Raw genomic sequence first — 24,393 nt, 5'->3', positions numbered from 1 at the left:
GGACGGATCTCAGGCGGCCGGCCAGGTTTTCCCCGGGGGCACCTCGGGCGGCGTGCGGTTTTCCGCCGCCCGGCGCGCGGCGAACGGCGCGCCGGTACGGCGGTAGACTCCGGCCGCGGACACCAGCGTCATGTGGTGGTGCCAGCCGGGGAAGGAGCGACCCTCGAAGTCGCACATGCCGAACTCTTCGGCCAGCAACCGGACGGAACTCTTGGCCCGCTGGAGATGCCCGACCAGGTCCATGACATCGTGTGGGCCCATGTGCATGCTGTTGGTGACCCAGTAACGGAAGAGCCCGTCGCCGGCGGCCCCCTCGTCCAACGGCCGGTAGACCATGCCCACGAAGCCGCCTCCGGCTCCTGCCAGCCTCACCTGATGAGCCACCAGCCGGGTTCGCCGATGGGTCCGCGCGCCGTAGTCCGCTTCCTCCCGCGCCAGAATCCGCGCGGGGACCGCCAGGCGCCCGTCCGTGGCCTCGAAAGGGTCGGGGAGCCGGTAGGGCAGGCCGGCCGCGCCGGGGCGCGCGGCCCGGCGCGGCGCCATGGCTCCGATCACGAACAGGTGCCCGCGTTCGCACAGGGTGCCGATCAGCCGGTCCACGCCGGCTTCACAGCGCAGGTCGGTGACGACCGGGAGGGTGTGCGGGGCCCCGAGCCTGCTCGCGGCCTCACACGCGTCCAGGACGTGGCGCCACAGCGGACGCGCCGTGGAGCCGGGCGGTATGCGGGCGCGGGCCTTGCGGCGGTGGTCGCTCGTCCAGTCCTGCTCCAGGACCAGCCGCCACTCGACGGGGAGCGCGTCAGAAGGTGTGGCGATGAAACCACCCACCGCGAACTGGCCGTTGACCGGACGGTTCTGACCGGCGACGTGCCTTCGGGAGACGCCCACCGAGTGGACTCCGCGCTTGGGGATGATGGCAGTGTCCACCACCCAGGCCTCCGGCCTGCTGACGGAAGTCACCCAGTCCGCCAGGGCCTTGGTGATGTGCGACCAGTCCCACGGACTCTGATTGACGAATTGCTGCAACGACTGGGCGGCACGGGCGACGTTCCACCCCGGATACTGCTCCGCCATCCGGCGTATGCTCTTGCGGCCCTGGAGGGTCAGCAGCCCCGCGAGATACACCTCGGCCCATTTGCGCTGATCGGCGCGGGGCAACGAGTAGAAGAGGCTTCTGCTGAATTCTTGGAAAGCGTGCCGCTCACGGTGCGGCAACAGATCGGAGACGTCGGCGAATGGTGTGGTCATGGCCCTCCTCGGGAAGGGTCGCTCTACCGCCGGCGGTGCGCGGTGCCTGGCCTGGCGGAATGCCGGTCGTACGGGCTGGGGCTGTTCCCCGATCCACGGTGGATCAGCGGGCGGCGTCCACTGCGGCCTCTCACAATGCGGAGATTCGACCGTATGCTGGATGCATTCGGGCAATTCACCGGCGCGGTGGGACGCCGGGCCGGATGTCGGGAGCCCGCCGGGACGGCCGGGCCGGCCCTCAGGCCCGTACCGCCGTCATCGCGTCGCCGACGACGTTGTAGGCGAACGCGGCGGACACCATGGTCAGATGGTGGTGGAGGCCGCGGTACGAGCGTCCCTCGAAGTCCAAGAGGCCGAATCTGCCCTGGAGTTCCGTCATGGCCTGGTGGCTCTGCACGGCCCGGTGGGCCGGCGCCATCACCTCGTCGAGGTTCCGGCCGATCGCGTTGGTCACCCAGAACCTGGTGAACTCGTCACGCTGGTTCACCTCGGCGACGATCCGCACAGGGCAGGACGTACCGTCCGCCGCGCCGCGGAAGGGCAAAAGACTAGCGAGTGACGACAGCAGCCGGCCGCGCGGGGTGGCGCCGCTACGGCCGGGTGGGCCGGCCGGAAGGCGCGCCTGCGGCACGGCGGGGCATGTGGTGATGGCCTCGAAGCGGCTGCGCACGGTGACGGCCTCCGGTCTGCCGCAGGCCCGGCGGAGCGGGCGCTGGGCGGTGGGCGGGGCCATCGGTGTGTTGGCGACGACCGGGAAGGCGGCATCCACCTGGAAGACGTACTCCACACCTCGCCGGCCGAGTTCGCACATCAGCCGAACCGCGTCCGGAAGGTGCCGGAGGTCTCCGAGGACGGGCACGGGTGACAGCTGCCAGCGCGAGCGCATCTCCTCCAGCATCTCCGAGATCTCCGCCCACTCCGGTTTCGCGGTCACCGTGTCGGGGATGTACGCGGCCCGGCGCAGGTCGCGATCGGTGGACCAGCCGCCGACCAGCGCGATACGCCAGTCCACCGGCACGTTCGCCCGCTCCGAGGCGAGCGAGACACCGAGGACCAGCTGGCTGTTGACGGTGCGGCCGAGCTCGGGGACGAAACGCCTCTGCACGCCGACGGAGCGGTCGCCCCGCTTGGGGATGATCACCCGGTTGACCACCCAGGCGTCGGGCGCGATCACGTCCTCGACCCGCCCCGCTATCCGCGCCCGCACCGGTTCCCAGTCCCACGGGCTCTGGTTGATGAACTGCTGGAGCGACTGGTTCGCCCGGTCGACCGGCATGCTGTCGGCTATCCGGCGCACCGACTTCCTGCCGTCGGCGAGCAGCAGCCCGCGGAGGTACAGCTTTGCCCAGCGGCGCTGATCGGAACGCGGCATCGTGCTGAATGCATCTGCCGCAAAAGATAAGGACCCCGCATCACTGTGCATCGTTTCCGGTATATCAGGTTGCATCAGTAATCCTTTCTTAACTCTCTGCGATCTACACCCCGAAGGCACTCGCAGCTTCCTACGGACACGCACCACCTGCAATGTGCATCTAACGTAGTTGCGACCCTTTTCCTCGGAAAGAACCGGCGGCGTCACGCCGCCGCGCAAGAGCAGCCTGGGGCGGTTTACGCACCGTTACGCCGATTCGCTGCCACGCACCTCGCGGGGACCGGCTCCGTGGTAATTCCGCAGGGTTGGGCACGATCCGCGGCGAATAAAACAAATCGACTATCGGCACCGCCGGGCGATCAGGCGGACCGAGAACGGGTGATATCCGCGGCCAAACGGGCAACGGCCGCCAGCGGAATAGCCGCCCACTCCGGGCGCCGCCTCGTTTCGTAGACCACCTCGTACACCGCCTTGTCGAGCAGATGGGCGGTGAGAAGGACGTCGAATTCGCGGGGGTCCCGGCCGGCGACGGCCGCGTACCCCGCGCAGAAGGCGTCCTGATGGCGGGCGGCCCAGGCGTCCCGGGCCCCTCCCCATGTGCTGTCGGAGGCCGGAGGGCCGCCGGCGACAGGGCGGTCGGCGGGCACCGCTTCGTCGGCGGGCGCGGCCCCGCCGTGGTGTGCGGCGTAGTCGAAGGACCGCAGCATGCCCGCGACATCCTTCAGCACTGACTGGCGGGCGCGCCGCTCGTTCAGCGGTGCATTCGGTTCGCCCTCGAAGTCCACGATCCGCCAGCGGTCCCCGGTCCGCAGGACCTGACCGAGGTGCAGGTCGCCGTGGACCCGCTGGTCGGGCCAGAGGCCGCGCACGGGCACCCCGGGCACCGCGGCGTACGCCGCCCGTACCGCTCCTGCGTGGGGAGCCAGGAGCGGGGCCTCTGTCAGGGACGCCTCGAACCGGGCCTCCATCCCGGCAGCCAGCCGCGCCGTACCGGACTCGGTCACCGCCACGGTGCCCCCCGCACGGGCGAGTTCCCCGTGAACCCGCGCGACCGCCCTGCCCAGTTCGAGAACCGATGCGGCGAAGCCGCCGCCCGGTGCGGGAGGGTCCTCCCGCGCCCTGTCACCGGTCCCCCGCAGATCCGTCAGCGCGCTCTGCCAGCCCTCCTCCGCGTCGGCGACGTACTCCTGGAGGACGGCGAAGGTGGCGCGGGACCGGCCGAGCCGCCCGGTCAGCGCGCCGAGCAGACGCGGCACGCTGCGCGAGCCCGCGGCCCGCAGCAGCAGCTGGACCTCCAGATCCGGGTTGGTGCCCGGCTCCAGCCGACGGAAGACCTTCAGCAGGTAGCGGTCCTCGACGAGCACCGAGGTGTTGCTCTGCTCGACGCCCAGCGGCCGGGAGCGCAACCGCCGGGCGGGCAGTTCCGCTCCCGGCAGCCCTTGTTCCGGACAAAGGCCCGGCATGCTCCGGCCGGCGGAGATCCGCCGCACCAGGGGGTCCACCAGTTCCGGGTCGCCGAGCGCGTCGTACAGCACTACGCCGAGACGCTCCGCGACCACCGGCGGGCGCAGGCCGGGGGGCAGGGACGAGCGCACGCCCAGCGGCACCTGGTAGACGCCGGCTCCCCTTGCGCCGGCGTGGTGGACGCGCACCACGGCGACGACCCCGCGCACGTCCTCAGCCGGGGCGTCACCGAGAGGAGCGAAGGGATGGATGTGCAGCACCTCGGTGCGGACGGGCGAGCACCCCGCGGAGGGGAACCACGGCTGGCTCGGCAACCAGGCGGTGAGGGCGGTGGCCAGGTCGGGCATGGACATCATGGTCGGGAATCCGTTCGTGACGACTGCGGTACCGGACAGGGGCGGTCCGCGGCGGATCAGCCGGCGCCCCGGACACGGGCCGCCCCACCGGACTCGGCCCCGGACTCGGACTCGGCCTCGGCCCCGGAATCGGACTCGGCGCCAAGCACGGGCGCACGCCCTTCGCCGGGCACCCGCACGCTCAGCCAGAGGAACCCGTGGCCGCCGAGGGCCAGTTGGTAGGGCGCCTCGGTGATGGGGTGGAACTCCACGGCGCCGGTTATCTCGGTGGGCACCGCGCCCGCCACCTCGCTGAGGTCGAGCGCCACCGGCTGCGGGTGCCCGGAGAGGTTGTTGACGCACACCATGAGGTCGTCGGGCCCGTCCGCCCTCTTCAGCCGTCGCGCGTACGCCAGCACGCTGCTGTTGCCCGTCTCCAGCGGTTCGAAGGTGCCCAGGCCGAAGGCGGGGTGCTTGCGCCGCACGGTGAGCATGGTGCGCGTCCAGTGCAGCAGCGAGGCCGGGGCGGCGAGTTGGGCCTCCACGTTGACCGACGCGTAGCCGTAGGTGAGGCCGGAGACGATCGGCAGGATCAGCCGCCCCGGGTCCGCGGTGGAGAATCCGGCGTTGCGGTCGGGCGTCCACTGCATGGGCGTACGGACGCCGTCGCGGTCGCTGAGCCAGATGTTGTCGCCCATGCCGATCTCGTCCCCGTAGTAGAGGACCGGCGAGCCGGGCAGCGACAGCAGCAGCGCGGTGAGCAGTTCGATCTGGTCGCGGTCGTTGTCCAGCAGCGGTGCCAGGCGGCGGCGGATGCCTATGTTGGCTCGCATCCGCGGCTCCCTGGCGTACTGCGAGTAGATGTAGGCGCGCTCGACCTCGGTGACCATCTCCAGCGTCAGCTCGTCGTGGTTGCGCAGGAAGATGCCCCACTGGCTGCCCGAGGGGATGGCGGGGGTCTGGGCGAGGATCTCGGTGACCGGCCGGCTGTCCGCCATGCGCAGCGCCATGAAGATGCGGGGCATCAGCGGGAAGTGGAAGGCCATGTGGGCCTCGTCACCGCCGACGGCCGGGTCGCCGAAGTACTCCACCGCGTCCTTGGGCCACTGGTTGGCCTCCGCGAGCAGCACCCGGCCGGGGTATTCGTCGTCCACGACCCTGCGCACCATCTTCAGGAAGGCGTGGGTGCGCGGAAGGTTCTCCCCGTTGGTGCCCTCCTCCGCGAAGAGGTAGGGCACCGCGTCCATCCTGAAGCCGTCGATCCCCAGGTCGAGCCAGAAGCGCAGTACGTCCAGCATCGCGTCCTGGACTCTGGGGTTCTCGTAGTTGAGGTCGGGCTGGTGGTGGAAGAAGCGGTGGAAGAAGTACTGCCCGCGCACCGGGTCGAAGGTCCAGTTGGAGCTCTCGGTGTCGACGAAGATGACCCGGGCGTCGGGGTAGCCGCGGTCGTCGTCGGCCCAGACGTAGAAGTCGCCGTAGGGCCCCTCGGGGTGGCGCCGGGACTCCTGGAACCACGGGTGCTGGTCCGAGGTGTGGTTCATGACCAGGTCGGTGATGATCCGCAGGCCGCGGGCGTGCGCGGCGTCAAGCAGCTCGATGAAGTCCTCGATGGTGCCGTGCTCGGGGCGCACTCTGCGGAAGTCGCTGATGTCGTAGCCGCCGTCGCGCAGGGGTGACGCGTAGAACGGCGGCAGCCAGAGGCAGTCCACGCTCAGCCACTTGAGATAGTCCAGCTTCTCGGTCAGGCCCCGCATGTCGCCTGTGCCGTCACCGTCGCTGTCGTAGAAGGAGCGTACGAGCACCTCGTAGAAGACCGCCCGCTTGAACCAGTCCGGTTCGACGGGCATGGCCCGCGCGCTGCCGTATTCGTCGGCGGCGTGCGGGACGACCGCTTTGTCGGTGGCTTCGTCAGGCATTGGTGCTCCAGGTGAAGATGCGGGCGGCCGGGCCACCCGGGAGAATCGTGACCTCGCCGCCGCCGAGCCGGACCTTCTCGCCGCTCAGTGCCTCCCTTGCGGTGATCGTGCCGTCGGGGTCCGCGCCGGGCAGCGGTCCGCGCAGCTCCAGCCGTCCGGCCGCCGGGCGGTCGGGGGCGAGCGAGACGACGCACAGCACGGCGTCGCCACTGGCCGGGTCGGTCTTGGAGAACGCGATCAGCGCGTCGTGTGCGATGTCGTGGAAGCGCAGAGTGCGCAGCAGGCCCAGAGCGGGATGGGCGCGGCGCAGCCGGTTGAGCGTCGCGATCCACGGCTCCAGGCCCCGGCCCGCGGCGACGTCCATCGCCCACTCACGGGGGCGCAGTTCGTACTTCTCCGCATGCGCGTACTCCTCGCCGCCGTCCTTGAGCGCCTCGTTCTCGTAGAGCTCGAAGCCCGCGTACACGCCCCAGGCCGGCGAGAGGAGGGCGGCCAGGGCCGCCCTGGAGGCGAAGACGGCCGGAGAGCCCTGCTGGAGGTTGGCCGGCAGGATGTCGGGGGTGTTGACGAAGAAATTGGGGTGCAGGAAGTCGACCGAAGCGGACAGTTCGGTCAGGTACTCGGTCAGCTCCGGCTTGGTCGTGCGCCAGGTGAAGTACGTGTAGGACTGGGTGAATCCGGCCTTCGCGAGCCCCTTGAGGACAGCCGGCCGGGTGAACGCCTCGGCCAGGAACAGCACGTCGGGGTGGCTTCCCTTGACGGTGCCGATCAGCCAGTGCCAGAAATCCCGGGGCTTGGTGTGCGGGTTGTCCACCCGGAAGATGCGCACACCGCGCTCGACCCAGAACAGCACGATCCGCAGCAGCTCCTCGTACAGCCCCACCGGGTCGTGGTCGAAGTCGAGCGGGTAGATGTCCTGGTACTGCTTGGGCGGATTCTCGGCGAAGGCGATGGTGCCGTCCGGCCGCGGGGTGAACCACTCCGGGTGGGTGGTCACCCACGGGTGGTCGGGGGAGCATTGGAGGGCCAGGTCCAGGGCGATCTCCAGGCCGAGCCGTCCGGCCGCGGCGACGAAGTGGTCGAAGTCCTCCAGGGTGCCCAGTCGCGGGTGGACGGCGTCGTGCCCGCCTTCGGCGGAACCGATCGCCCAGGGTGAGCCGACGTCGCCGGGCGCGGCCGTGAGCGCGTTGTCGGGCCCCTTGCGGTGGGTCACACCGATCGGATGGACCGGTGGCAGGTAGAGGACGTCGAAGCCCATCCCCGCGATGCGGGGCAGCAGTGCCTCGGCTGTGGCGAAGGTGCCGTGCACGGGCCGGCCGTGCGCGTCGCGCCCCCCGGTGGAACGGGGGAACAACTCGTACCAGGCTCCGGCCAGGGCGCGAGGCCTGTCCACCCGGATCTCGAACTCCGCTCCGCGGGTGAGCAGTTCGCGCGGTGAGTGGTGGTACGCGATGCGGGTGGTACGGCCGTCGAGGGCCGGCGCGACGCGGTCGGCGAGCGGGGCCCGCGGGTCACGCAGCGCGTCGGCGGCTCGGCGCAGCCAGGCCCCGTCCGCACCGACGCCCGGCTGTTCGGCGTGACGTTCCAGCAGCCGCGCCCCGTCCTCAAGTTCGTTGGCGAGGCTCTCCGCCGTCCGGCCGTCGTCGAGTTTGGCGCGCATCCCTTGCCGCCAGGTGGCCCATGAGTCGCTCCACGCCTCGACGTGGTAGCTCCACACACCGGGCCGGTCCGGCACGGCGGTGGCCGACCAGCGGTCGGACCCGGGGTCGGCGAGCTCCATCGGCAGCACCTCGCGGGGGCCGCCCGGCCCCGGCCCGCGCCAGAACACCGCAGCCGCCAGGGCCGCATGGCCTTCGCGCCAAATGGTGGCAGCCACCGGTATGTGCTCACCGACAACAGCCTTGGCCGGATAGCGGCCGCCGTCGACAGCGGGAGTGACTTCGTCAATCCCCAATCGCCCAATCATGGTCCGTCACCTCTTCTTCTGCGATGCCGTCATCATGTAAAACGATCACGCGCAGAACAAAGGGATGCGAACAATCGGCGGTGCACTTCACGGACTTAACACAGTCGCGGAGCCGCTAAGCGGTTTCGCCGCTTCCGCATTACTCCACCCACTTCTAGAAGTAGTCACCGCGCGGCGTCCGGCGCTTGCCGCCTCCCGTGCGGGGGAGTTGACTCGGACTCGTTCAACGGCCTTTCAAAGCCTTCCCGCAGGGAAAGCGCGGGACTCGTGCCCCATTCAATGAACCATGAACCCGGGAGTCATTCGTGTCGAAACGCATCCTGGTAATTCTCTCCGAATACGGTTACTGGGGAGAAGAACTCGTCGGTCCCGTCGAGGCGTTCGACGCCCGCGGCTACCGCACCACCTTCGCCACCCCCACCGGCCGGCGGGCCCAGGCGCTGCCGCCGAGCTACGACCCCGATTACATCGACCCCCCGCTGGGCCGTTCCGTCACGACTCGGGACATGGCCCGCAAGGTGCGGGAGATCGATGCCTCCACCCGCCTGGACAATCCGCTCAGCCTTCAGCAACTCATCCCCGAGCGCCCCTATTTCAGCTCGCTGAACCACCTTCGGGAGCTGGAGGAGTACCACCGGCTGCGGGACGCGACCGTCGGCGACCTGGTGGCGGGCTTCGACGCGCTGGTCATCGTCGGCGGCAGCGGCCCGATCGTGGACCTCGCCAACAACGAGCGGCTGCACGAGGTGGTACTCGGCTTCGCCGCCGCGGACAAGCCGGTCCTGGCCGAGTGCTACGGCGTCGCCGTGCTGGCCTTCGCCCGTGACCTGGAGACCCGCGCCAGCCTGCTGCGGGGCAAGCACGTCACCGGCCATCCCAAGGAGTACGACTACAAGGACGGCACCGGCTTCGTGGGCGTCGAGTTCAACATGGGCCCGCCGCCGTACCCCCTGGAGTACATCCTGCGGGACGCGACCGGCCCCGACGGCGGCTTCCACGGCAACGTCGGCAAGGAGACCTCCGTCATCGTCGACCATCCGTTCGTCACCGCCCGCTCCACGCCGGACTCCGCGCCCAGCGGTGAACTCCTGGTGCAGGTGCTGGAGAACGGCCTGCGCCGCCACGGCTGGTAGTCCGTCACCCCACCCACGACCAGGAGCAGTGATCATGCGAGCGAGACCAGGGAAGACCGCGATCTACGAGCAGTTCGCGGCCGACGGCATCACCTACATGTTCGGCAATCCGGGCACCGTGGAGCAGGGCTTCCTCGACGAGGCGGGCCGCTCCGGGATGTCTTACCTGCTGGCCCTCCACGAAGGTGTGGCGGTGGGCATGGCCGACGGATACGCGCGTGCCGCTCAGCGGCCCGCCCTGGTCCAGCTCCACACCGGAGTCGGCCTGGGCAACGGTATCGGCATGCTCTACCAGGCCAAACGCGGCGGCTCACCGCTGGTGGTGCTGGCGGGCGACGCCGGGGTCCGCTATGACGCCATGGATGCCCAGATGGCCGCCGACCTGGTGGCGATGGCGCAGCCGGTGACCAAGTACGCCACCCGCGTCCTCGACCCGGCCTCCACGCTGCGGGTCCTGCGGCGGGCCGTCAAGATCGCCATGACCCCGCCGCGCGGTCCGGTCCTGGTGGTCGTGCCCGCGGACGTCCTGGACCAGGTCACCACCGAGCCCGCGGTGCCCACGTCGCTGCCCGACACCCGGTCGACTCCGTCGCCCGAGCTGCTGGAGCGTGCCGCCCGGGCCCTGCTGGCCGGGCGGCGGCCCCTGATCCTGATGGGCGACGGGGTCGCCGCCAGCGGTGCGCAGGCCGAACTCGAGGGAGTCGCCACGCGGCTGGGCGCCCAGGTGTGGGGCGTCAACTCCTCGGAGGTCAACTTCGACACCACGCACCCGCTGTACGGGGGGCAGCTCGGCCACATGTTCGGCGCCGACAGCGCCCGCGTGGTCGCCGAAGCCGACTCGGTGCTGGTCGTGGGCACCTACCTCTTCCCCGAGGTCTTCCCGTCCTTGACCAGCCCCTTCCGCGAGGACGCCCGGATCGTCCACATCGATCTGGACGCGTACGAGATCGCGAAGAACTTCCCCGTCGACCTCGGCATGGTGGCCGACCCCAAGCTCGCCCTGGGGGCGCTGGCCGACGCGTTGGACCGGCAGGGCCAGCCCGGCGCGCCTCCCCGGCAGTGGACGGCCCCCGTCACGAGCGGTGCCGGTGACGGGTCCCTCCTGGACCTGTTCGTCCGCACGCTGGCCGAACGCGCGCCGGCCGAACTCGCCGTCTTCGACGAGGCCCTGACCGCGTCCGGCCCGCTGGCGCGGTATCTGCCGCCCAAGGAGCCAGGCCGGTTCTTCCAGACCCGGGGCGGCTCGCTGGGCGTCGGCATACCGGGCGCGCTCGGCGTCAAGCTGGCCCGGCCCGAGCTGCCGGTGGTCGGCTTCACCGGCGACGGCGGCAGCATGTACACCATCCAGGCCCTGTGGACGGCGGCGCGCTACGACATCGGCGCGAAGTTCGTCATCTGCAACAACCACCGCTACCGGCTGCTCGACCTCAACATCGAGCAGTACTGGAACGGCCTGGGCATCGCCCGGCACACCGCGCCGGCGGCCTTCGACCTGTCGGACCCGGAGATCCGCTTCACGGACCTGGCTGCCTCCCTGGGCGTGCCAGGGCGCCGGGTCGAGCGGAAGGACCAGGTGGCCGACGCCGTGGGGGCGATGCTCGCCCACGACGGCCCCTACCTCATCGACCTGGACACCGACTGAGTCCGGCGAAGACCCCGAAGGAGGACGACACCCCATGGAATCATCCGAGCCTGCCCGCAGGACCGCGCTGTCGGTACCGGCGGTCCGCAGACTCGTCGCCCAGTGGCGCGCCGCACTGGCCCGCCGCCCTTCAGCGGCCGACCTGCTGCCGCACCTGGCCAACGGCCTGCTGCTCGAACTGCCCGGCCGCACGGTGCGCGGCACCGACGAGTTCCAGGGCCACTTCGAGGAGTTCAGGACCTGGTACCGCCAACGGGCGGGAGGCTTCGGCTTCCTGGGCGGCCCGCCCGCCGAGGAGGTCCGCATCCAGCTGGTCTCCCCGATCCACGCGCAGGTGACCATCACCCGCGCCGGCGCGGCCACCGCGACGGCTGCCGGGGCCGGTGCTGCCGCGTCCCGCGCGGGAAGCACCGGCCCCGCCACCACCTCCCAGCACGACACAGACCGCCAGATCTGGTGGGTGGTGCTCCAGGGCGGCGTGCCCCGCATCCGCGGCATCGCCTTCGTGCAGCACCCGCCGGTCGGCGCGCTCACCCGCCGCTGACCGCGCGCCACCGATCGACCCGATGGAAGGACACAACCATGGCCGAGGCCTCAACGAGCCGGTCCGGGCGTCTTGCCGGAAAACGCGTCGGAATCCTCCTGGAGAGCGATTTCGTCGAGGACGAGATCTCCTACTACCGTCGCCGTTTCGCCGAGGAGGGAGCCGAGGTCGTTCTGCTGACCCGGCTGTGGGGCATGCCGTCCCTGACCTTCACCGGCCACGAGACCCGCGCGCCGATCACGGTGGCGGGCGACCTCGAAGCACTCGACTACGGTGAGCTGTCGCGCCTTTCCGCACTCGTGGTGCCGGCCGGAATGGTCTCCGACCGGCTTCGCTACACCGACGACCTGGGCGTCCCCGCACCCGCCGTGGACCTGCTGCGGCGCGCCTTCCGGATGCCGAATCTGATCAAGGCGTTCTCCTGTCACGGACTGCTGCTGCTGTCCGCCGCGCCCGAACTGGTCCGCGGCCGTCCCGTCACCTGCCACAACAACCTGGTGGGCGACGTGCGCAACATGGGCGCGCACTACACCGAGCGGGACCTGGTGATCGACGGGGACCTGGTGACCAGCCGTACGGTCGAGGACTGCCACCTGCTGGCCCGGGGCGTCATCGACCTGCTCGACGTCCAGGCGGTGCCGGCATGAACCGCCCGGCGGCGTGCCGTCCCGACCCGAACGCAGGACCGGGCGTAGACGGGGCCGGTCATGGCCAGTGACCTGGACTTCACCTTCTCCGACACCGTGGCGGGCCGGGTGCTCGCCCGCCGGGGGCGCCGAGTCGAACTGCGCACCCCCGGCGGCGGCACCGTCGTCGTCCATCTGACCGACGTCACCTACGGGCAGCGGCTGCGCAACCTGGGTGATCCGTACCAGGACGTCACGGGCCGGCTGGAGGACCTGCTGGCCCCCGGCGCCCTCGTCTTCAGCCACGGCCCGGTCTACCCGCACGAGGACGGCCTGCACCACCAGGCCACCGCGATCGTCGTGGTCAGCGGGCCGGGCGAGCCGCCGCCGTACGAATCGCCCGGCTGGTGGACCGCGCAACTTCGCCAGTTCGCCCGCTTCTACCGGCGCTCCCAGTTCGGCGACGGGCCGATCGACTTCAACGACTACCGCACCGAGATCCGCGGCGGCGGCGACAAGACCGCCATCCACGTCCAGGAGACCGACACCATCTCGCGCATGGTCTACGGGATGGCGTCGGCCTTCACCCTCACCGGTGAGCAGGACTTCCTCGACGTGGCCGAGGCCGGGTCGGCCTACCTCCACGACCACCTGCGCTCGGTCGACCCGGTCGAGGACGTCGTCTCCTGGTACCACGGCCTGGACGTCGGCGGACCGCGCCCGCGCGCCTTCTACGCCTCGGAATTCGGCGACGACTACCGTGCGATCCCGGCATACGAGCAGATCTACGCACTGGTGGGCCTCGTGCAGACCTACCGGCTGACCGGGGCGCCGGCTCTCCTGGCCGACATCGAGGGCACCATCCGGCTCTTCGAGCGGTTCTTCGCCGACCGGCGGCTCGGCGGCTACTACTCGCACATCGACCCGGTCACGCTCGATCCGCACCACGCGTCACTGGGCCCGAACCGCTCCCGCAAGAACTGGAACTCGGTGGGCGACCACGCCCCCGCCTATCTGTTCAACCTCTACAGCGCGACCGGCGACGAGCGGTACCGGCGCATGCTGGAGCACACCTTCGACATGATCGTCACCCACATGCCGGACCGGTCGGGTGGCAGCCCGTTCGTCGACGAGCGCTTCCACGCCGACTGGACCCCGGACCGGTCCTGGGGCTGGCAACAGGACCGGGCCGTGGTGGGCCACAACCTGAAGATCGCCTGGAACCTCATGCGGATGAACGCCACGATGCCCAAGCCCGCGTACCGCGAACTGGCCGAACGCATCGGCCGCACCATGCCGGACGTCGGCCGCGACCCGCGGCGCGGCGGCTGGTACGACATGGTCGAGCGGCAGCCCGACCATGGAAGGCACGCCTTCGTCTGGCACGACCACAAGACCTGGTGGCAGCAGGAACAGGCCATCCTGGCCTACCTGGTGCTGGCCGGGAACACGGGCGACGACGGCTTCCTCCGGCACGCCGAGGAGGCGTCCGCCTTCTACAACGCCTTCTTCCTCGACCACGACGAGGGCGCTGTCCACTTCTCCGTACTCGCCGACGGCGTCCCGTACCACGTGGGCGGCGAACGGCTCAAGGGCAGCCACGCGATGAGCATGTACCACAAGGCGGAACTCGCCTATCTGGCCGAGGTGTACGGGCGGCTGCTGGTGCACCGCGAGCCGCTGGACCTGTGGTTCAGGCCCCGCGCGGACGCCGACTACCCGCAGGGGCTGCTGCGCGTGGCGCCCGACGTGCTGCCGCCCGGCCGGGTGGTGCTGGAGTCGGTCCGCGTGGACGGCGCGCCGTACGACGACTTCGACCCCGCTTCACTGGCCGTACGGCTCCCCAGGGACCGCGCCCGGCACCTGGTCAGGGCACGGCTGCGCCCGGCAGGGAGTGCGCCATGACGATCCCCACCGCTGCCCCTGAGGAGACGCCGCCGCTCCTGGACGGTCTGCGCGTCGGCCCCGGCCAGGCCCAGCCGTTCGGCGCCACCCCGGTACCCGGCGCGGTCAACTTCGCGGTGCACGCGCGTGACACGCCGCGCCTGTGGCTGGTGCTGATGGACCCCGGCAGCGGCACCGTCCTGGCCGAGTACCCCTTCCCCGACGAGGGCCGGGTCGGCACAGTCCACACCGTCCGGCTGTACGGTGCCGAGGCCGGCCGTTTCGACTACGGCTACCGCGTCGAGCGCCCGCCGGGCACCCGGTCGCCCGTGCTGCTCGACCCGTACGCGCGCGGGCTGGCCGGAGCCGGCGCATGGGGCGAACGGCCGCGCTACCGCTCCCGGCTCCTCGCAGCGCCGGGCCCGCCGGCCGTGCCCCGGCCGTCGATCGACCCGGCCGACCTGGTCATCTACGAGGCGCACGTGCGCGGCTTCACCCGCGATCCGAGTTCGGGCGTGCGCCACCCGGGAACCTTCGCCGGGCTCCGCCAGAAGATCCCCCACCTGCGCGAGCTGGGCGTCAACTGCGTGGAGCTGCTGCCGATCGCGGAGTTCGACGAGACCGACAACACGTACACCTCACCGGAGAGCGGCGCGCCGCTGCCCAACTTCTGGGGCTACAACACCGTCGGCTTCGCCGCGCCGAAGGCGGCCTACGCCGCCGATCCGACCCCGGGCGGCGCCGACGCCGAACTGCGAGAGCTGGTCACGGAGTTGCACCGGGCGGGTATCCAGGTGGTGCTCGACGTGGTGTTCAACCACACCGCGGAGGGCGGCCGAGGCGGGCCGGTGCTGTCCTTCCGCGGCCTGGACGAGTCGGCGTACTACCTCCTTTCGCCGGACGGCGAGCCGCTCAACCTCACGGCCACCGGAAACACCGTCAACGCCGGCCACCCGGTCACCGGGGAATTCATCCTGAACTGCCTGCGCGACTGGGTCATCCGCTACGACGTGGACGGATTCCGCTTCGACATGGCTTCCATCCTCACCCGGGGGACCGACGGCCGCGTCCTGGACGATCCGCCGCTGCTCGCGGCCCTCGCGCACGACCCGGTGCTCGCCGGACGGCTGCTGATCGCGGAGGCCACCGACGCCACCGGGCTCGACCAGGTGGGGTCCTTTCCCGGCCACGGCAGGTGGAGCGAATGGAACGGCCGCTACCGCGACACCGTGCGGCGCTTCCTGCTCGGCAGGCGAGGCAGCACCGGCGACTTCGCGACCCGCTTCGTCGGCTCCCCCGACCTGTACCCGGGCCGCCCCACCACCACTTCGGTCAACTACATCACCTGCCACGACGGTCTCACCCTTGCCGACTGGACGTCCTACGACCGGCGTCACAACGAGGCCAACGGTGAGGGCGGCGGCGACGGCATCCCCGACGAGGAGAGCTGGAATTGCGGCTACGAGGGTCCGACCGCGGACCATGCCGTGCTGCGGCTGCGCGAACGGCAGCGCCGCAACGCGCTGCTGCTCCTGCTGACCAGCGCCGGTATCCCGATGCTGCTGGCCGGCGACGAGTTCGGGCGCACGCAACGCGGCAACAACAACGCCTACAGCCAGGATTCACCGGTGAGCTGGCTGGACTGGTCGCACACCGCAAGCCACGCGGCACTGCTGCGCTTCGTCTCCCACTGCATCGCGTTCCGCCGGGCGCACCCGGTCCTGCGGCGCACCACCCACCCCGACGGCGTCCTGCCCGACGGATGGAGCTGTCCGCCGGTGAGCTGGCACGGCGAGACGCCGGGACAGCCCGACTGGCACCCGTCCTCGACCCTCCTGGCGGTCCTGTTGCACCAGCAGCAGCCCGCGGGCCCGGCGGACACGGTGTACCTGGCCGCCAACACCGGCGGCGCACGGCGTACCGTCCGGCTGCCGCAACCACCGCCCGGCACGCGCTGGCACCTGTCCATGGACACGGGCGCGCCCACCCCCCTGGACAGCTACCCGCCGGGGCGGGAGCCCGCGCTCGTCCGCGGCTCGCTCCAGCTGACCGGGCACAGCGTGGCCGTCCTGACGGCCCGCTGACACCGGCGCACTGCCCGCCGGACCCAGGGCTCAAGCCCGTACAACGCACCCGTACGACCTGACACGAGGGGAACGGACATGGCCTTCGAGGCACACCTCGCCTTCTCCGGCACGACCGCGGCGCTGCATCTGGGCGGCGAACTGCGCAACGAGGACACCGCCCGGCTGCGTGAGCTGCTGGACCGGATCGCGGCCGGCACCGTACGCCGGGTGGTGCTGCACCTGGCGGACGTCACGTCGGTGACGGGAGCCGCCGTCCGCTGCCTGGCCCTGGGCCAGCAGCAGCTCGCCCCGGGCACCGAGGTGATCGTGGACGGCGCCGCCTTCCCGGTGCGCCGGGCGCTGCGGCTCGGCGGCCTTGAGCCGTTCATGAGCCTGGTGGACGCGACCGCGCGGCCGGCCGGCTGACCGGCCCGCGGCGACCGCCGCCCCCGCGCGCCCCCCCCCGCCGGCCCGGTTCACGGCCGGTGCGGCGGGGCGCTCCGGCATGCCTCGGCCGGAGCCCCGGTCGCACGGCCCCCGCGCCCACGGACCTACGGCGCGGACCCCGTGGTGTCGGACAGCGTCAGCTCGCGCATGGCCTGCTCGTCGGTGGGTGACGCGGGCAGGAAGACCACCAGGTGCTGGTTGTGGTCCTCCGCCACCGTCAACTTCGCGTAGTTGAACGCGACCCGGCCCGCCATCGGATGCTGGAACCGCTTCATCGCCGGGGTGAACGCCTGCACCGGATGCTCGGACCACATGCGCACGAAGTCCGGACTGGCCGCGGTGAGCGCGTCCAGCAGCTCCCGCACCCGCGGGTCGTTCGGGTAGCGCCCCACCGAGGCGCGGAACTGCCCGAGGATGTCCTTGGCCTCCCGCTGCCAGTCGACGAGCAGTGTCCGCATGGAGGGCCGGGTGAACAGCAGCCAGATGCTGTTGCGCTGCCCGTCCGGCAGCCCGTCCAGGCCGCCGACCAACTGCTCGTAGGCCCGGTTGTACGTCAGCAGGTCCCAGCACAGGTTCGTCACGTGCGCCGGGTTGGGGGCGAGGGTCTCCACGAGCGCCCGCAGCGTCGGGTTGACCACCGCCGGCTGCGGGACGTCGTGGGAGAGCGCCACTCCGGCCAGCGTGTACAGGTGACGGCGCTCGGCCGCGGACAGCCGCAGGGCACGCGCCAGCCCCTCCAGCACCTGACCGCTGACCGTGATCTTCCGGCCCTGCTCCAACCAGGTGTACCAGGTCACGCTCACCCCGGACATCTGCGCGACCTCCTCGCGCCGCAGTCCGGGGACCCGGCGGCGCGGGCCCGGCTCGATCCCAGCCTCCTCGGGCCGCAGCATCTCTCGGCGCGAGCGCAGAAATCCGGCCAGCAGCTCGCGCTGGGTCATGTTCTCGTCCATGGACGTCCCTCGCTGCCAGCGGCCCGGCCTTCGGGGATCGGCCCCGGCCTCGTCGTGGTGCTCCTGACACCAGCATAAGTGGCCCTCTGTACCAGCGGCCCGACTCTCCGCACCCTGGCAGCATGACCACTGGACAGACTGCCGGTAACCCCACCACCCGGCCCACGGCCTCAGAGCCCCCCGCCCCACCCGCGAACTGGGCGCGTCCCGTGGCGGTCCTCGCTCTCGGTTCCTTCGCCATGGGCACCGACTCGTTCGTCCTCGGCGGCATCCTCCCGCAGATCGCGCACGGCCTGCACGAGTCGACCGGCGCCGCCGGACAGGTGATCACCGCGTTCTCCCTGACGTACGCGGTCACCGCCCCCTTCCTCGCCTCCTTCACCAGCAAGCTCCCGCGCAAGCCGCTGATGGCCTTCGCGCTGGCCCTGTTCGTGCTGGCGAACGTGGCCTCGGCTGCGGCCCCCAACCTGACGCTGCTTCTCGTGGCCCGTGTGGCGGCCGGACTCGGCGCCGCCCTCTACACCCCCAACGCCTCCGCCGCGGCGGTCGCGCTGGCCGGGCCGGCCCGCCGCGGCCAGGCCCTCGCGGTGATCATGTCCGGCCTCACGGTCGGCACGGTCTTCGGCGTGCCCATCGGCACGGCCCTGGGCCAGCACATCTCCTGGCAGTCGAGCCTGCTCTTCGTGGCCGCTGTCGGCCTGATCGCGCTGCTCGGCCTCATGGCCACCCTGCCGACGCTGCCCCTGCCGCCGGCCATCGCACTGGGCCAGCGGCTGCGGGTGCTCACCCACGGCCGGGTCGTCGCCATCGTGAGCTTCATGCTGCTCGCCAGCGCGGCCAGCATCATGGTCTACACCTACATCGCCGACGTGCTCGACCAGACGGCGGGCATCAGGGGCACCACTCTGGCCGTCACCCTGCTCCTGTGGGGCGCCGGCGGCACCGCGGGAGCGTTCGGCAGCGGCTGGCTCACCGACCGCTGGGGCGCCGGACGGACGCTCGCCCTGGCCGTCGGCACCCTGGTCGTCACCACGGCGCTGCTGTCCTTCGTGTCCGTCGTCCCCCTGGTGATGGCCATCATGGTCGTCAACGGCGCGGCGGCCTGGGCCGCGGCCACGCCCAACAACCACCGGCTGACCGCGCTCATGCCCCATCTGCCCGGCGTGGTCATCTCGTTCAACTCCTCGGGCATCTACTTCGGGCAGGCCCTGGGCGCGGGCCTCGGCGGCATCCTGGTCGGGGCCGGAATTTCGGGCGGCAATCTCTGTCTGTCCGGCGCGGGGCTCGGCGTACTCGCCCTGATGGTGCATTTCTTCATCGGGAAGTTCCGCCGGCCGGAAACGAGTTGACCCGGGACCGGCTTCTCGGACGCCGACTTAACGTAGCCTCACCGTGTGGCCGAGAGAAGTGGATACGAAAAGCATCTCCCCTTTAGCGTTGAGGGCACAGGAATTCTCCTGATCGGGTATTACCAGCACCCCGGAACTCGCCTCGGCGGGCGGCCCGCCGCAGGCACACGGGATTCTCTCGAACGCTTCAAGGAGTGGAATCATGACCACGCAGGCATCCGACGCCGTTTCCGACGGCCAGCTCTTCATTCATGGCAAATTCCTTCCGTCGGCGAACGGGGAAACCCGCGACGTGGTGAATCCGGCCACCGAGGAGGTGATCTGCCAGGTCGCGTGGGGCACCGTCGCCGACCTCGATCAGGCGGTCACCGCCGCCCGCGGCGCCTTCGAGGGTGGTGCCTGGCCCGCGCTGACCCTCAAGCAGCGCGGCCGGGTGCTGCTGCGGATCGCCGACGTCATCGAGGAGCACGCCGAGGAGCTGGCCCGGCTGGAGTCGCTCGACGTCGGCAAGCCCATCAGCTTCACGCGCGGATTCGACGTGCCCAGCGCCGCGGACCTGTTCCGCTACTACGGCGGAATGGTGGAGCAACTGGAGGGCGCCGCCCGCCCGGTCGGCGGCCGGTCGCTCGCCTATACCCGACGCGAGCCGCTGGGTGTGGTCGGTGCCATCACGCCCTTCAACTTCCCGCTCAATCTGGCCGTCAACAAGATCGCACCGGCTCTCGCCGCGGGCAACACCTTCGTACTCAAGCCGGCCGAGCAGACGCCGCTGTCCGCCCTGCGGCTCGCCGGGATCATGGACGAGGCGGGACTGCCGGCCGGTGTCTTCAACGTGGTGACCGGCGACGGTGCCACGGTGGGCGCCCGGCTCGCCGCCCATCCCGACGTCCGCAAGCTGGCCCTCACCGGCTCCACCGCCACCGGCAAGCGGCTGGCCGCCACCGCCGCCGACACCCTCAAGCGGGTCACCCTGGAGCTGGGCGGCAAGGGCGCCAACATCGTCTTCGCCGACGCGGACCTGGACGCCGCCGCGCAGTGGGCGTTCCAGGCGGCTTTCTTCAACACCGGCCAGTTCTGCATGAGTGGTTCGCGTCTGCTGGTGCAGCGGCCGGTGTACGACGAGATGGTGACGCGGATGGCCGCCCATGCCGATGCGGCTCCCGTGGGCGACCCGCTCGACCCCGGGACCGTGCTCGGTCCGCTCGCACACCGCGCCCAGCTGGACCGCGTGGTGGAGTACGTCGCCGTCGCACGGGCCGAGGGAGCGGTCCTGCGGGCCGGCGGCTCGGCCGGTGTCGGAGGCGACACCGGCACCCGTGGCTATTACTTCCAGCCGACGGTCTTCTCCGACGTCACACCGCGGATGCGCATAGCCCGCGAGGAAGTCTTCGGCCCGGTGCTAACCATCACCCCGTTCGACACCGAGGACGAGGCGGTGGCCATCGCCAACAGCTCACCGTTCGGACTGGCGGCCGGCCTGCACACCACCGACCTGCGGCGCGCACACCAGGTCGCGGCACGCCTGGAGGCGGGCATCGTCTGGGTCAACTCGTGGGCGATGTTCGAGAACACCACGTCCTTCGGCGGCTACAAGGAGTCCGGCTACGGCCGGGAGCTGGGTCCGGAGGGTATAGACGAGTACCTCCAGGCCAAGACGGTCGTCGTCAACACCGAATGAGCCACACGGTTCGACGGTGAGGGCCCCCGGGCCGGGGACTGACCGCTCCGGCCCGGAGGCCCCAACCTCCCCGCGGTCCTGACGCGACGCGGGACAACGCAACCAATCCCTTCTCCGGAGGCCGGACATGACGTCCTTGGAAGAGCAGACCATCCTCATCACCGGCGCGACCGACGGCGTCGGCCGTTCGCTCGCACACCAGCTGGCCGAAATGGGGGCGACGCTCGTCCTGCACGGCCGCAGCGCCGAGAAGGGCGAGCAACTGCTGGCGGAGCTGCGCACGGCCACCGGCAACGACCGGCTCAGCTACGAACTGGCCGACTTCGCCGCGCTGGACGAGATCCAGGCCCTCGCCGACCGGCTCCTCGGCCTGGACCGGCTCGACGTGCTGGTCAACAATGCCGGGATGGGCGTGGAGCTGGAGCGGCGGGAGAGCAGGGACGGCCTGGAGTTGACCTTCCAGGTCGACTACCTGTCGACGTACGTCCTCAGCTGCCGCCTCGCGCCCCTGCTGGCCTCCTCGGCGCCCTCCCGTATCGTCAACGTCACCTCTGCCGGCCAGGCGCCGTTCGACTTCAGCAACGTGCAGCTGCGGCACGACTGGTCCGGTGGACAGGCCTACTGCCAGGCGAAGCTGGGGCAGATCATGCTGACGACGGACCTGGCAGAGGCGCTGGACGGCACCGGTGTCACCGTCAACGCGCTGCACCCGGCCTCGTACATGCCCACCAAGATCGTGACGCACCTCTTCACCCCGCAGAGCGACCTCAGCGAGGGGGTGGCCAACGTCCTGCGCATGGTCGTCGCACCGGAGTTCGCCGAGCAGACCGGCCTCTACGTCAACCGCACGGCGGTCGCCGCGGCCGACCCCCAGGCGTACGACCCGGCGGCCCGCGCCGAACTGCGCGCGCTCAGCGAGAAGCTGACGGGCACACCCTTCCCCGCCGCCTGAACGCCGGCCCTACGAGTTCCGCTCCCGCACGACGGCTGGGGGACCCCCGAGCGGGTCACACTCGCGTCACTCCCGGACGCGCCAGATGTCCGCTCCCCCGGCATCCATGTGACGGGGGACATCACGGAGTGTCGTTGCAGTACCAGGCGACCGACACATCCGACCAGGCCTCTGCGAGGCGTCGCCCAGTCGGAAGGGGGCCGTCTCCTCAGGGGCGCTGCGATGTCCTGCCGTGACCTTGCGTCGTGAAGCCGTCTCCGGGTGCGGAATGAGGGTTGGTCGCGAAAGTGCGTGCGATGGCGAACTTTTCGTAGTACTCCTGGGGATTCGTAGGGACACGTTTCTTCTCACGTGGAGTCGTTGATGGCCGTTCGCCGTGTCGTGCCCAATCTCGGGTCGGAGGCTGCTCAGGAGAGCCGGGAGTTCTATGGCCTGCTGGGCTTTGAGGAGGTCATGAACCACGGCTGGATCATGACGCTCGCCTCCCCGTCAAGCCCAGCAGCGCAGATCAGCCTCATGACCAGCGACAAGACCGCGCCCGTCAACCCCGACATGAGCATCGAGGTGGACGACGTGGATGTGGCTTATGCGGTCATGCGGGAGAGCGGCGCGGAGATCGTTCACCCCTTGCAGGACGAGGAGTGGGGCGTGCGGCGGTTCTTCGTCCGCGACCCCGGTGGACGGGTGGTCAACGTGCTGGACCACCGCTGACCGCCTCCTCCGCGGCTCTGGTGAAAGCGCCGCTCACAGCGGTTCGTTGGCGGCTGCGGCCAGCACCGTTGCCTCGTAGCGCACGGCCAACGTGTCGTACCGCGTGGCCACCGCGCGACGCCGTTTCAGCCGGTTGATCCCGCGCTCCACCGCGTGGCGCTCCTTGCAGTCGTCCTTGTCGAAGGCCGGCGGCCTGCCGCCTCGGAAGCCGAGCCTTTTTGCGACTGCGGACCCGATCGGCCTTCTCCGGGATGGTGCATCCGATCCTGCGTCTGCGCGGGTAGGAACGGTTCGCGCGGCAGCCGGAGGCTTTGTCGGCACTCGCCTTGTCGGGTGTGCCGCCTGGTCGTCCGGGACCGATGCGCGGGACGCGGATGCGTTCGAGGACGGGCTGGAACTGTGGACTGTCGTGCCGGTACCCGGCGGTGATCAGCAGCGACAGCGGCTTCTGCCGACGTGTCCCGTACGACTGCTACCAGCGGACCGAGCAGTACGCAGACGACCAGCGAGCCAACGTGTACGAGGTTGTCGTCACCCGGCACCTCCACGATGCCGAGCACTGTCAGCCCTCGTCTTCGCTACGGGTCCACGGGCGTCCTGGCTGTCCGTGAAGGGACAGCCGGGACGCCCGCGGTCCTCCGGGGCGGTCAGCTGGTGCGGTGTGCCGCGCGTCGGCGGGTGGCCCAGAGGGCGCCGCCGCCGGCGACCAGGGCGACCGCGGCCAGGGTCACGAGCGGGGTCGTGTCGCCCGCGCCGGTGGCGGCGAGGACGCCGCCGCCCTGCGGCTGGGGGGCGTTGCCCGCCGAGCCGCCGGAGGTGACCGTGCCGCCGGTGGCAGCTCCGGTGGAGCCCGCGGAGGTCGTACCACCCGTCGAGCCGGAGCCGCCGGTGGTGCCGCTCTCCGACGCGCTACCGGTGTCGACAACCAGCTGGGCGACGTCGTTGGTCGCGTTGTGGTCGAAGGGGCGGTCGGCGCCGGTGAAGGTGATCTTGCCGGTGCTGCGGCCGACGGCCTTGTCTATGCGCAGGACGAAGGGGTAGCTCTCGCCGCCGTCCGGGTTCACCCAGGACTGCGAGGTCCCGCAGCGGTAGTGCGTGGCGCTGACCTTGTCGCAGTAGTCGTGCGCCTTCACCACGGAGGTGCCGGCGGGGATGCGGACGTCCACGGTGGTGACGCTCGTGTCGATGGTGCCCCGCACCCAGGCGGGGCCGAGGTTGGCGAACTTCACCGTCTCGGTGACCTGGTCGCCGACCGTGCCCTTGGCCTCGTCGCCGGTCAGCGCGAAGTCGGCGGTGTTCGCCGCGCTGACGTCGGCCTGGGCGGACGAGTCGGGGTGGTTCTGGCGGTCGGCGTCGGTGGCGAGGCCCTGCTCCACCAGTGTGAGCGGGGCGCCGGTGCCGGGCACCGGCTCGGAGGAGCCGCCGTCGCCCGGGTCCGGCTTGTCGGTGCTGATCGAGACGCGCACGTCGTCGCGGTAGGCGCTGCCGAGCGCCTTGAGGGAGAGCGGATTGTTCGTCCCGTAGACGATGCCCGGTTTCAGCGGCTGCTGGATGTGGCAGGAGGCGACGTTCGACGCCGGCATCTCGTCGTAGGACGGGACCGTGTAGTAGGTGCAGTTCTTGTACGTTTCGTCGGCCTTCAGGCCGGGCGACACCGCGTACTGCACGTAGAAGTCCTTGACCTCGTCCGCACCCTTGTTGAGGAAGGTGGCCGGGGCCGAGAAGGAACTTCCCGGCTGAACTCCCTTGATCGGCTGCATGGTTCCGACTGCCAGATCCGGCTCTGTGCCGGCGGCGGCGACGGCGGGCGCCGCGGCCAGTGCCAGCAGAGCGGCGGCTGTCGCGGCGGCGGCCGGGCCGAGCGGGGTACGGCGTCGGGGAGCAGAGGCGCGCATGAAGGTCCTTCGGCTGTGGGGTCGTGGGGTCGGGCGGCCGGCGTTCAGCCGCCCTTCACCCCGCAAGACCGCTGTATTCATGTGACGGTTGTATATGTAACAGGAATCGTGTCATAACGAGGGACGGCGGAGGCGCGGCCCTGGGCCGGGGGCCTAGGGGTTCATCGGGGCGGGTCGCCGAACCGATGTTCCGGCGGCCGGTCAGCCAGGCG

At 70.8% G+C, this 24,393-nt stretch carries 18 protein-coding genes; 11 read left to right on the top strand and 7 right to left on the bottom strand.

Features of this window, described 5'->3' with window-relative positions; translation table 11 throughout:
- Positions 1–9: 9 nt before the first annotated feature.
- The 5 genes from LCE31_RS00315 to LCE31_RS00295 form a co-directional block, all read right to left on the bottom strand.
- Positions 10–1,248 (bottom strand): IS701 family transposase, encoded by a 1,239-nt coding sequence (locus LCE31_RS00315; protein WP_225011735.1) that lies wholly within the window; start codon positions 1,246–1,248, stop codon positions 10–12.
- 238 nt (positions 1,249–1,486) lie between these two features.
- Complete coding sequence (locus tag LCE31_RS00310; protein ID WP_441349403.1) at positions 1,487–2,671, bottom strand: IS701 family transposase; 1,185 nt, start codon at positions 2,669–2,671, stop codon at positions 1,487–1,489.
- Between the two features lie 308 nt (positions 2,672–2,979).
- Positions 2,980–4,431: a maltokinase N-terminal cap-like domain-containing protein gene (locus LCE31_RS00305; RefSeq protein WP_225011733.1), complete on the bottom strand. Its 1,452-nt coding sequence runs from the start codon at positions 4,429–4,431 to the stop codon at positions 2,980–2,982.
- Between the two features lie 65 nt (positions 4,432–4,496).
- Positions 4,497–6,266: a maltose alpha-D-glucosyltransferase gene (gene treS, locus LCE31_RS00300; protein WP_225011784.1), complete on the bottom strand. Its 1,770-nt coding sequence runs from the start codon at positions 6,264–6,266 to the stop codon at positions 4,497–4,499.
- Between the two features lie 61 nt (positions 6,267–6,327).
- Positions 6,328–8,289: a maltotransferase domain-containing protein gene (locus tag LCE31_RS00295; RefSeq protein WP_263631205.1), complete on the bottom strand. Its 1,962-nt coding sequence runs from the start codon at positions 8,287–8,289 to the stop codon at positions 6,328–6,330.
- Between the two features lie 317 nt (positions 8,290–8,606).
- Here LCE31_RS00295 and LCE31_RS00290 point away from each other — a divergent pair, with 317 nt between their 5' ends.
- The 7 genes from LCE31_RS00290 to LCE31_RS00260 all read left to right on the top strand — a co-directional run bounded on the left by LCE31_RS00290 (position 8,607) and on the right by LCE31_RS00260 (position 16,622).
- Positions 8,607–9,434, top strand: coding sequence for a type 1 glutamine amidotransferase domain-containing protein (locus LCE31_RS00290; RefSeq protein ID WP_225011731.1), 828 nt, complete (start codon positions 8,607–8,609; stop codon positions 9,432–9,434).
- Between the two features lie 34 nt (positions 9,435–9,468).
- On the top strand, positions 9,469–11,076 hold the full coding sequence (locus LCE31_RS00285) for a thiamine pyrophosphate-binding protein (RefSeq protein ID WP_225011730.1): 1,608 nt from the start codon (positions 9,469–9,471) through the stop codon (positions 11,074–11,076).
- A 34-nt stretch (positions 11,077–11,110) separates the two neighbouring features.
- Complete coding sequence (locus LCE31_RS00280) at positions 11,111–11,620, top strand: hypothetical protein (protein WP_225011728.1); 510 nt, start codon at positions 11,111–11,113, stop codon at positions 11,618–11,620.
- 38 nt (positions 11,621–11,658) lie between these two features.
- On the top strand, positions 11,659–12,267 hold the full coding sequence (locus LCE31_RS00275) for a DJ-1/PfpI family protein (protein WP_225011727.1): 609 nt from the start codon (positions 11,659–11,661) through the stop codon (positions 12,265–12,267).
- A gap of 60 nt (positions 12,268–12,327) precedes the next feature.
- Positions 12,328–14,151, top strand: coding sequence for an AGE family epimerase/isomerase (locus LCE31_RS00270; RefSeq protein ID WP_225011726.1), 1,824 nt, complete (start codon positions 12,328–12,330; stop codon positions 14,149–14,151).
- Positions 14,148–16,214 carry a glycogen debranching protein gene (locus LCE31_RS00265; RefSeq protein ID WP_225011725.1) on the top strand — a complete coding sequence of 689 codons (2,067 nt, stop codon included), beginning with the start codon at positions 14,148–14,150 and terminating at the stop codon, positions 16,212–16,214. The genes LCE31_RS00270 and LCE31_RS00265 overlap by 4 nt, the downstream gene beginning before the upstream one ends.
- Before the next feature lie 78 nt (positions 16,215–16,292).
- Complete coding sequence (locus tag LCE31_RS00260; protein WP_225011723.1) at positions 16,293–16,622, top strand: STAS domain-containing protein; 330 nt, start codon at positions 16,293–16,295, stop codon at positions 16,620–16,622.
- Between the two features lie 125 nt (positions 16,623–16,747).
- Here LCE31_RS00260 and LCE31_RS00255 read toward each other — a convergent pair whose 3' ends face one another.
- Complete coding sequence (locus LCE31_RS00255) at positions 16,748–17,596, bottom strand: helix-turn-helix transcriptional regulator (RefSeq protein ID WP_225011722.1); 849 nt, start codon at positions 17,594–17,596, stop codon at positions 16,748–16,750.
- 122 nt (positions 17,597–17,718) lie between these two features.
- Between LCE31_RS00255 and LCE31_RS00250 the strand changes: the two genes are divergently transcribed.
- The 4 genes from LCE31_RS00250 to LCE31_RS00235 all read left to right on the top strand — a co-directional run bounded on the left by LCE31_RS00250 (position 17,719) and on the right by LCE31_RS00235 (position 22,286).
- On the top strand, positions 17,719–18,945 hold the full coding sequence (locus LCE31_RS00250) for an MFS transporter (protein ID WP_225011720.1): 1,227 nt from the start codon (positions 17,719–17,721) through the stop codon (positions 18,943–18,945).
- Between the two features lie 202 nt (positions 18,946–19,147).
- Complete coding sequence (locus tag LCE31_RS00245; protein WP_225011719.1) at positions 19,148–20,623, top strand: aldehyde dehydrogenase family protein; 1,476 nt, start codon at positions 19,148–19,150, stop codon at positions 20,621–20,623.
- 127 nt (positions 20,624–20,750) lie between these two features.
- The gene (locus LCE31_RS00240) at positions 20,751–21,575 is read left to right on the top strand and encodes an SDR family NAD(P)-dependent oxidoreductase (protein ID WP_225011718.1); all 825 of its coding nucleotides are present in this window, start codon (positions 20,751–20,753) and stop codon (positions 21,573–21,575) included.
- A 363-nt stretch (positions 21,576–21,938) separates the two neighbouring features.
- Positions 21,939–22,286 carry a VOC family protein gene (locus tag LCE31_RS00235; RefSeq protein WP_225011717.1) on the top strand — a complete coding sequence of 116 codons (348 nt, stop codon included), beginning with the start codon at positions 21,939–21,941 and terminating at the stop codon, positions 22,284–22,286.
- A gap of 647 nt (positions 22,287–22,933) precedes the next feature.
- Here LCE31_RS00235 and LCE31_RS00230 read toward each other — a convergent pair.
- Positions 22,934–24,181, bottom strand: coding sequence for an LPXTG cell wall anchor domain-containing protein (locus LCE31_RS00230; protein WP_225011716.1), 1,248 nt, complete (start codon positions 24,179–24,181; stop codon positions 22,934–22,936).
- Between the last annotated feature and the right edge of the window lie 212 nt (positions 24,182–24,393).

Origin of the sequence: Streptomyces sp. 8L (assembly GCF_020176795.1) — a bacterium.
Lineage (GTDB): Bacteria > Actinomycetota > Actinomycetes > Streptomycetales > Streptomycetaceae > Streptomyces.
The sequence above is the reverse complement of the archived record's forward strand: the minus strand, read 5'-3'. Positions and strand labels throughout refer to the sequence as shown.

Bases quoted from the DNA above. Each gene is read 5' to 3' on its own strand.
- treS (WP_225011784.1), bottom strand. From the start codon at position 6,266: ATGCCCGTCGAACCGGACTGGTTCAAGCGGGCGGTCTTCTACGAGGTG.
- LCE31_RS00280 (WP_225011728.1), top strand. From the start codon at position 11,111: ATGGAATCATCCGAGCCTGCCCGCAGGACCGCGCTGTCGGTACCGGCG.
- LCE31_RS00250 (WP_225011720.1), top strand. From the start codon at position 17,719: ATGACCACTGGACAGACTGCCGGTAACCCCACCACCCGGCCCACGGCC.
- LCE31_RS00260 (WP_225011723.1), top strand. From the start codon at position 16,293: ATGGCCTTCGAGGCACACCTCGCCTTCTCCGGCACGACCGCGGCGCTG.
- LCE31_RS00270 (WP_225011726.1), top strand. From the start codon at position 12,328: ATGGCCAGTGACCTGGACTTCACCTTCTCCGACACCGTGGCGGGCCGG.
- LCE31_RS00265 (WP_225011725.1), top strand. From the start codon at position 14,148: ATGACGATCCCCACCGCTGCCCCTGAGGAGACGCCGCCGCTCCTGGAC.
- LCE31_RS00315 (WP_225011735.1), bottom strand. From the start codon at position 1,248: ATGACCACACCATTCGCCGACGTCTCCGATCTGTTGCCGCACCGTGAG.
- LCE31_RS00235 (WP_225011717.1), top strand. From the start codon at position 21,939: ATGGCCGTTCGCCGTGTCGTGCCCAATCTCGGGTCGGAGGCTGCTCAG.
- LCE31_RS00255 (WP_225011722.1), bottom strand. From the start codon at position 17,596: ATGGACGAGAACATGACCCAGCGCGAGCTGCTGGCCGGATTTCTGCGC.
- LCE31_RS00245 (WP_225011719.1), top strand. From the start codon at position 19,148: ATGACCACGCAGGCATCCGACGCCGTTTCCGACGGCCAGCTCTTCATT.
- LCE31_RS00275 (WP_225011727.1), top strand. From the start codon at position 11,659: ATGGCCGAGGCCTCAACGAGCCGGTCCGGGCGTCTTGCCGGAAAACGC.
- LCE31_RS00240 (WP_225011718.1), top strand. From the start codon at position 20,751: ATGACGTCCTTGGAAGAGCAGACCATCCTCATCACCGGCGCGACCGAC.
- LCE31_RS00230 (WP_225011716.1), bottom strand. From the start codon at position 24,181: ATGCGCGCCTCTGCTCCCCGACGCCGTACCCCGCTCGGCCCGGCCGCC.
- LCE31_RS00285 (WP_225011730.1), top strand. From the start codon at position 9,469: ATGCGAGCGAGACCAGGGAAGACCGCGATCTACGAGCAGTTCGCGGCC.
- LCE31_RS00310 (WP_441349403.1), bottom strand. From the start codon at position 2,671: ATGCACAGTGATGCGGGGTCCTTATCTTTTGCGGCAGATGCATTCAGC.
- LCE31_RS00305 (WP_225011733.1), bottom strand. From the start codon at position 4,431: ATGCCCGACCTGGCCACCGCCCTCACCGCCTGGTTGCCGAGCCAGCCG.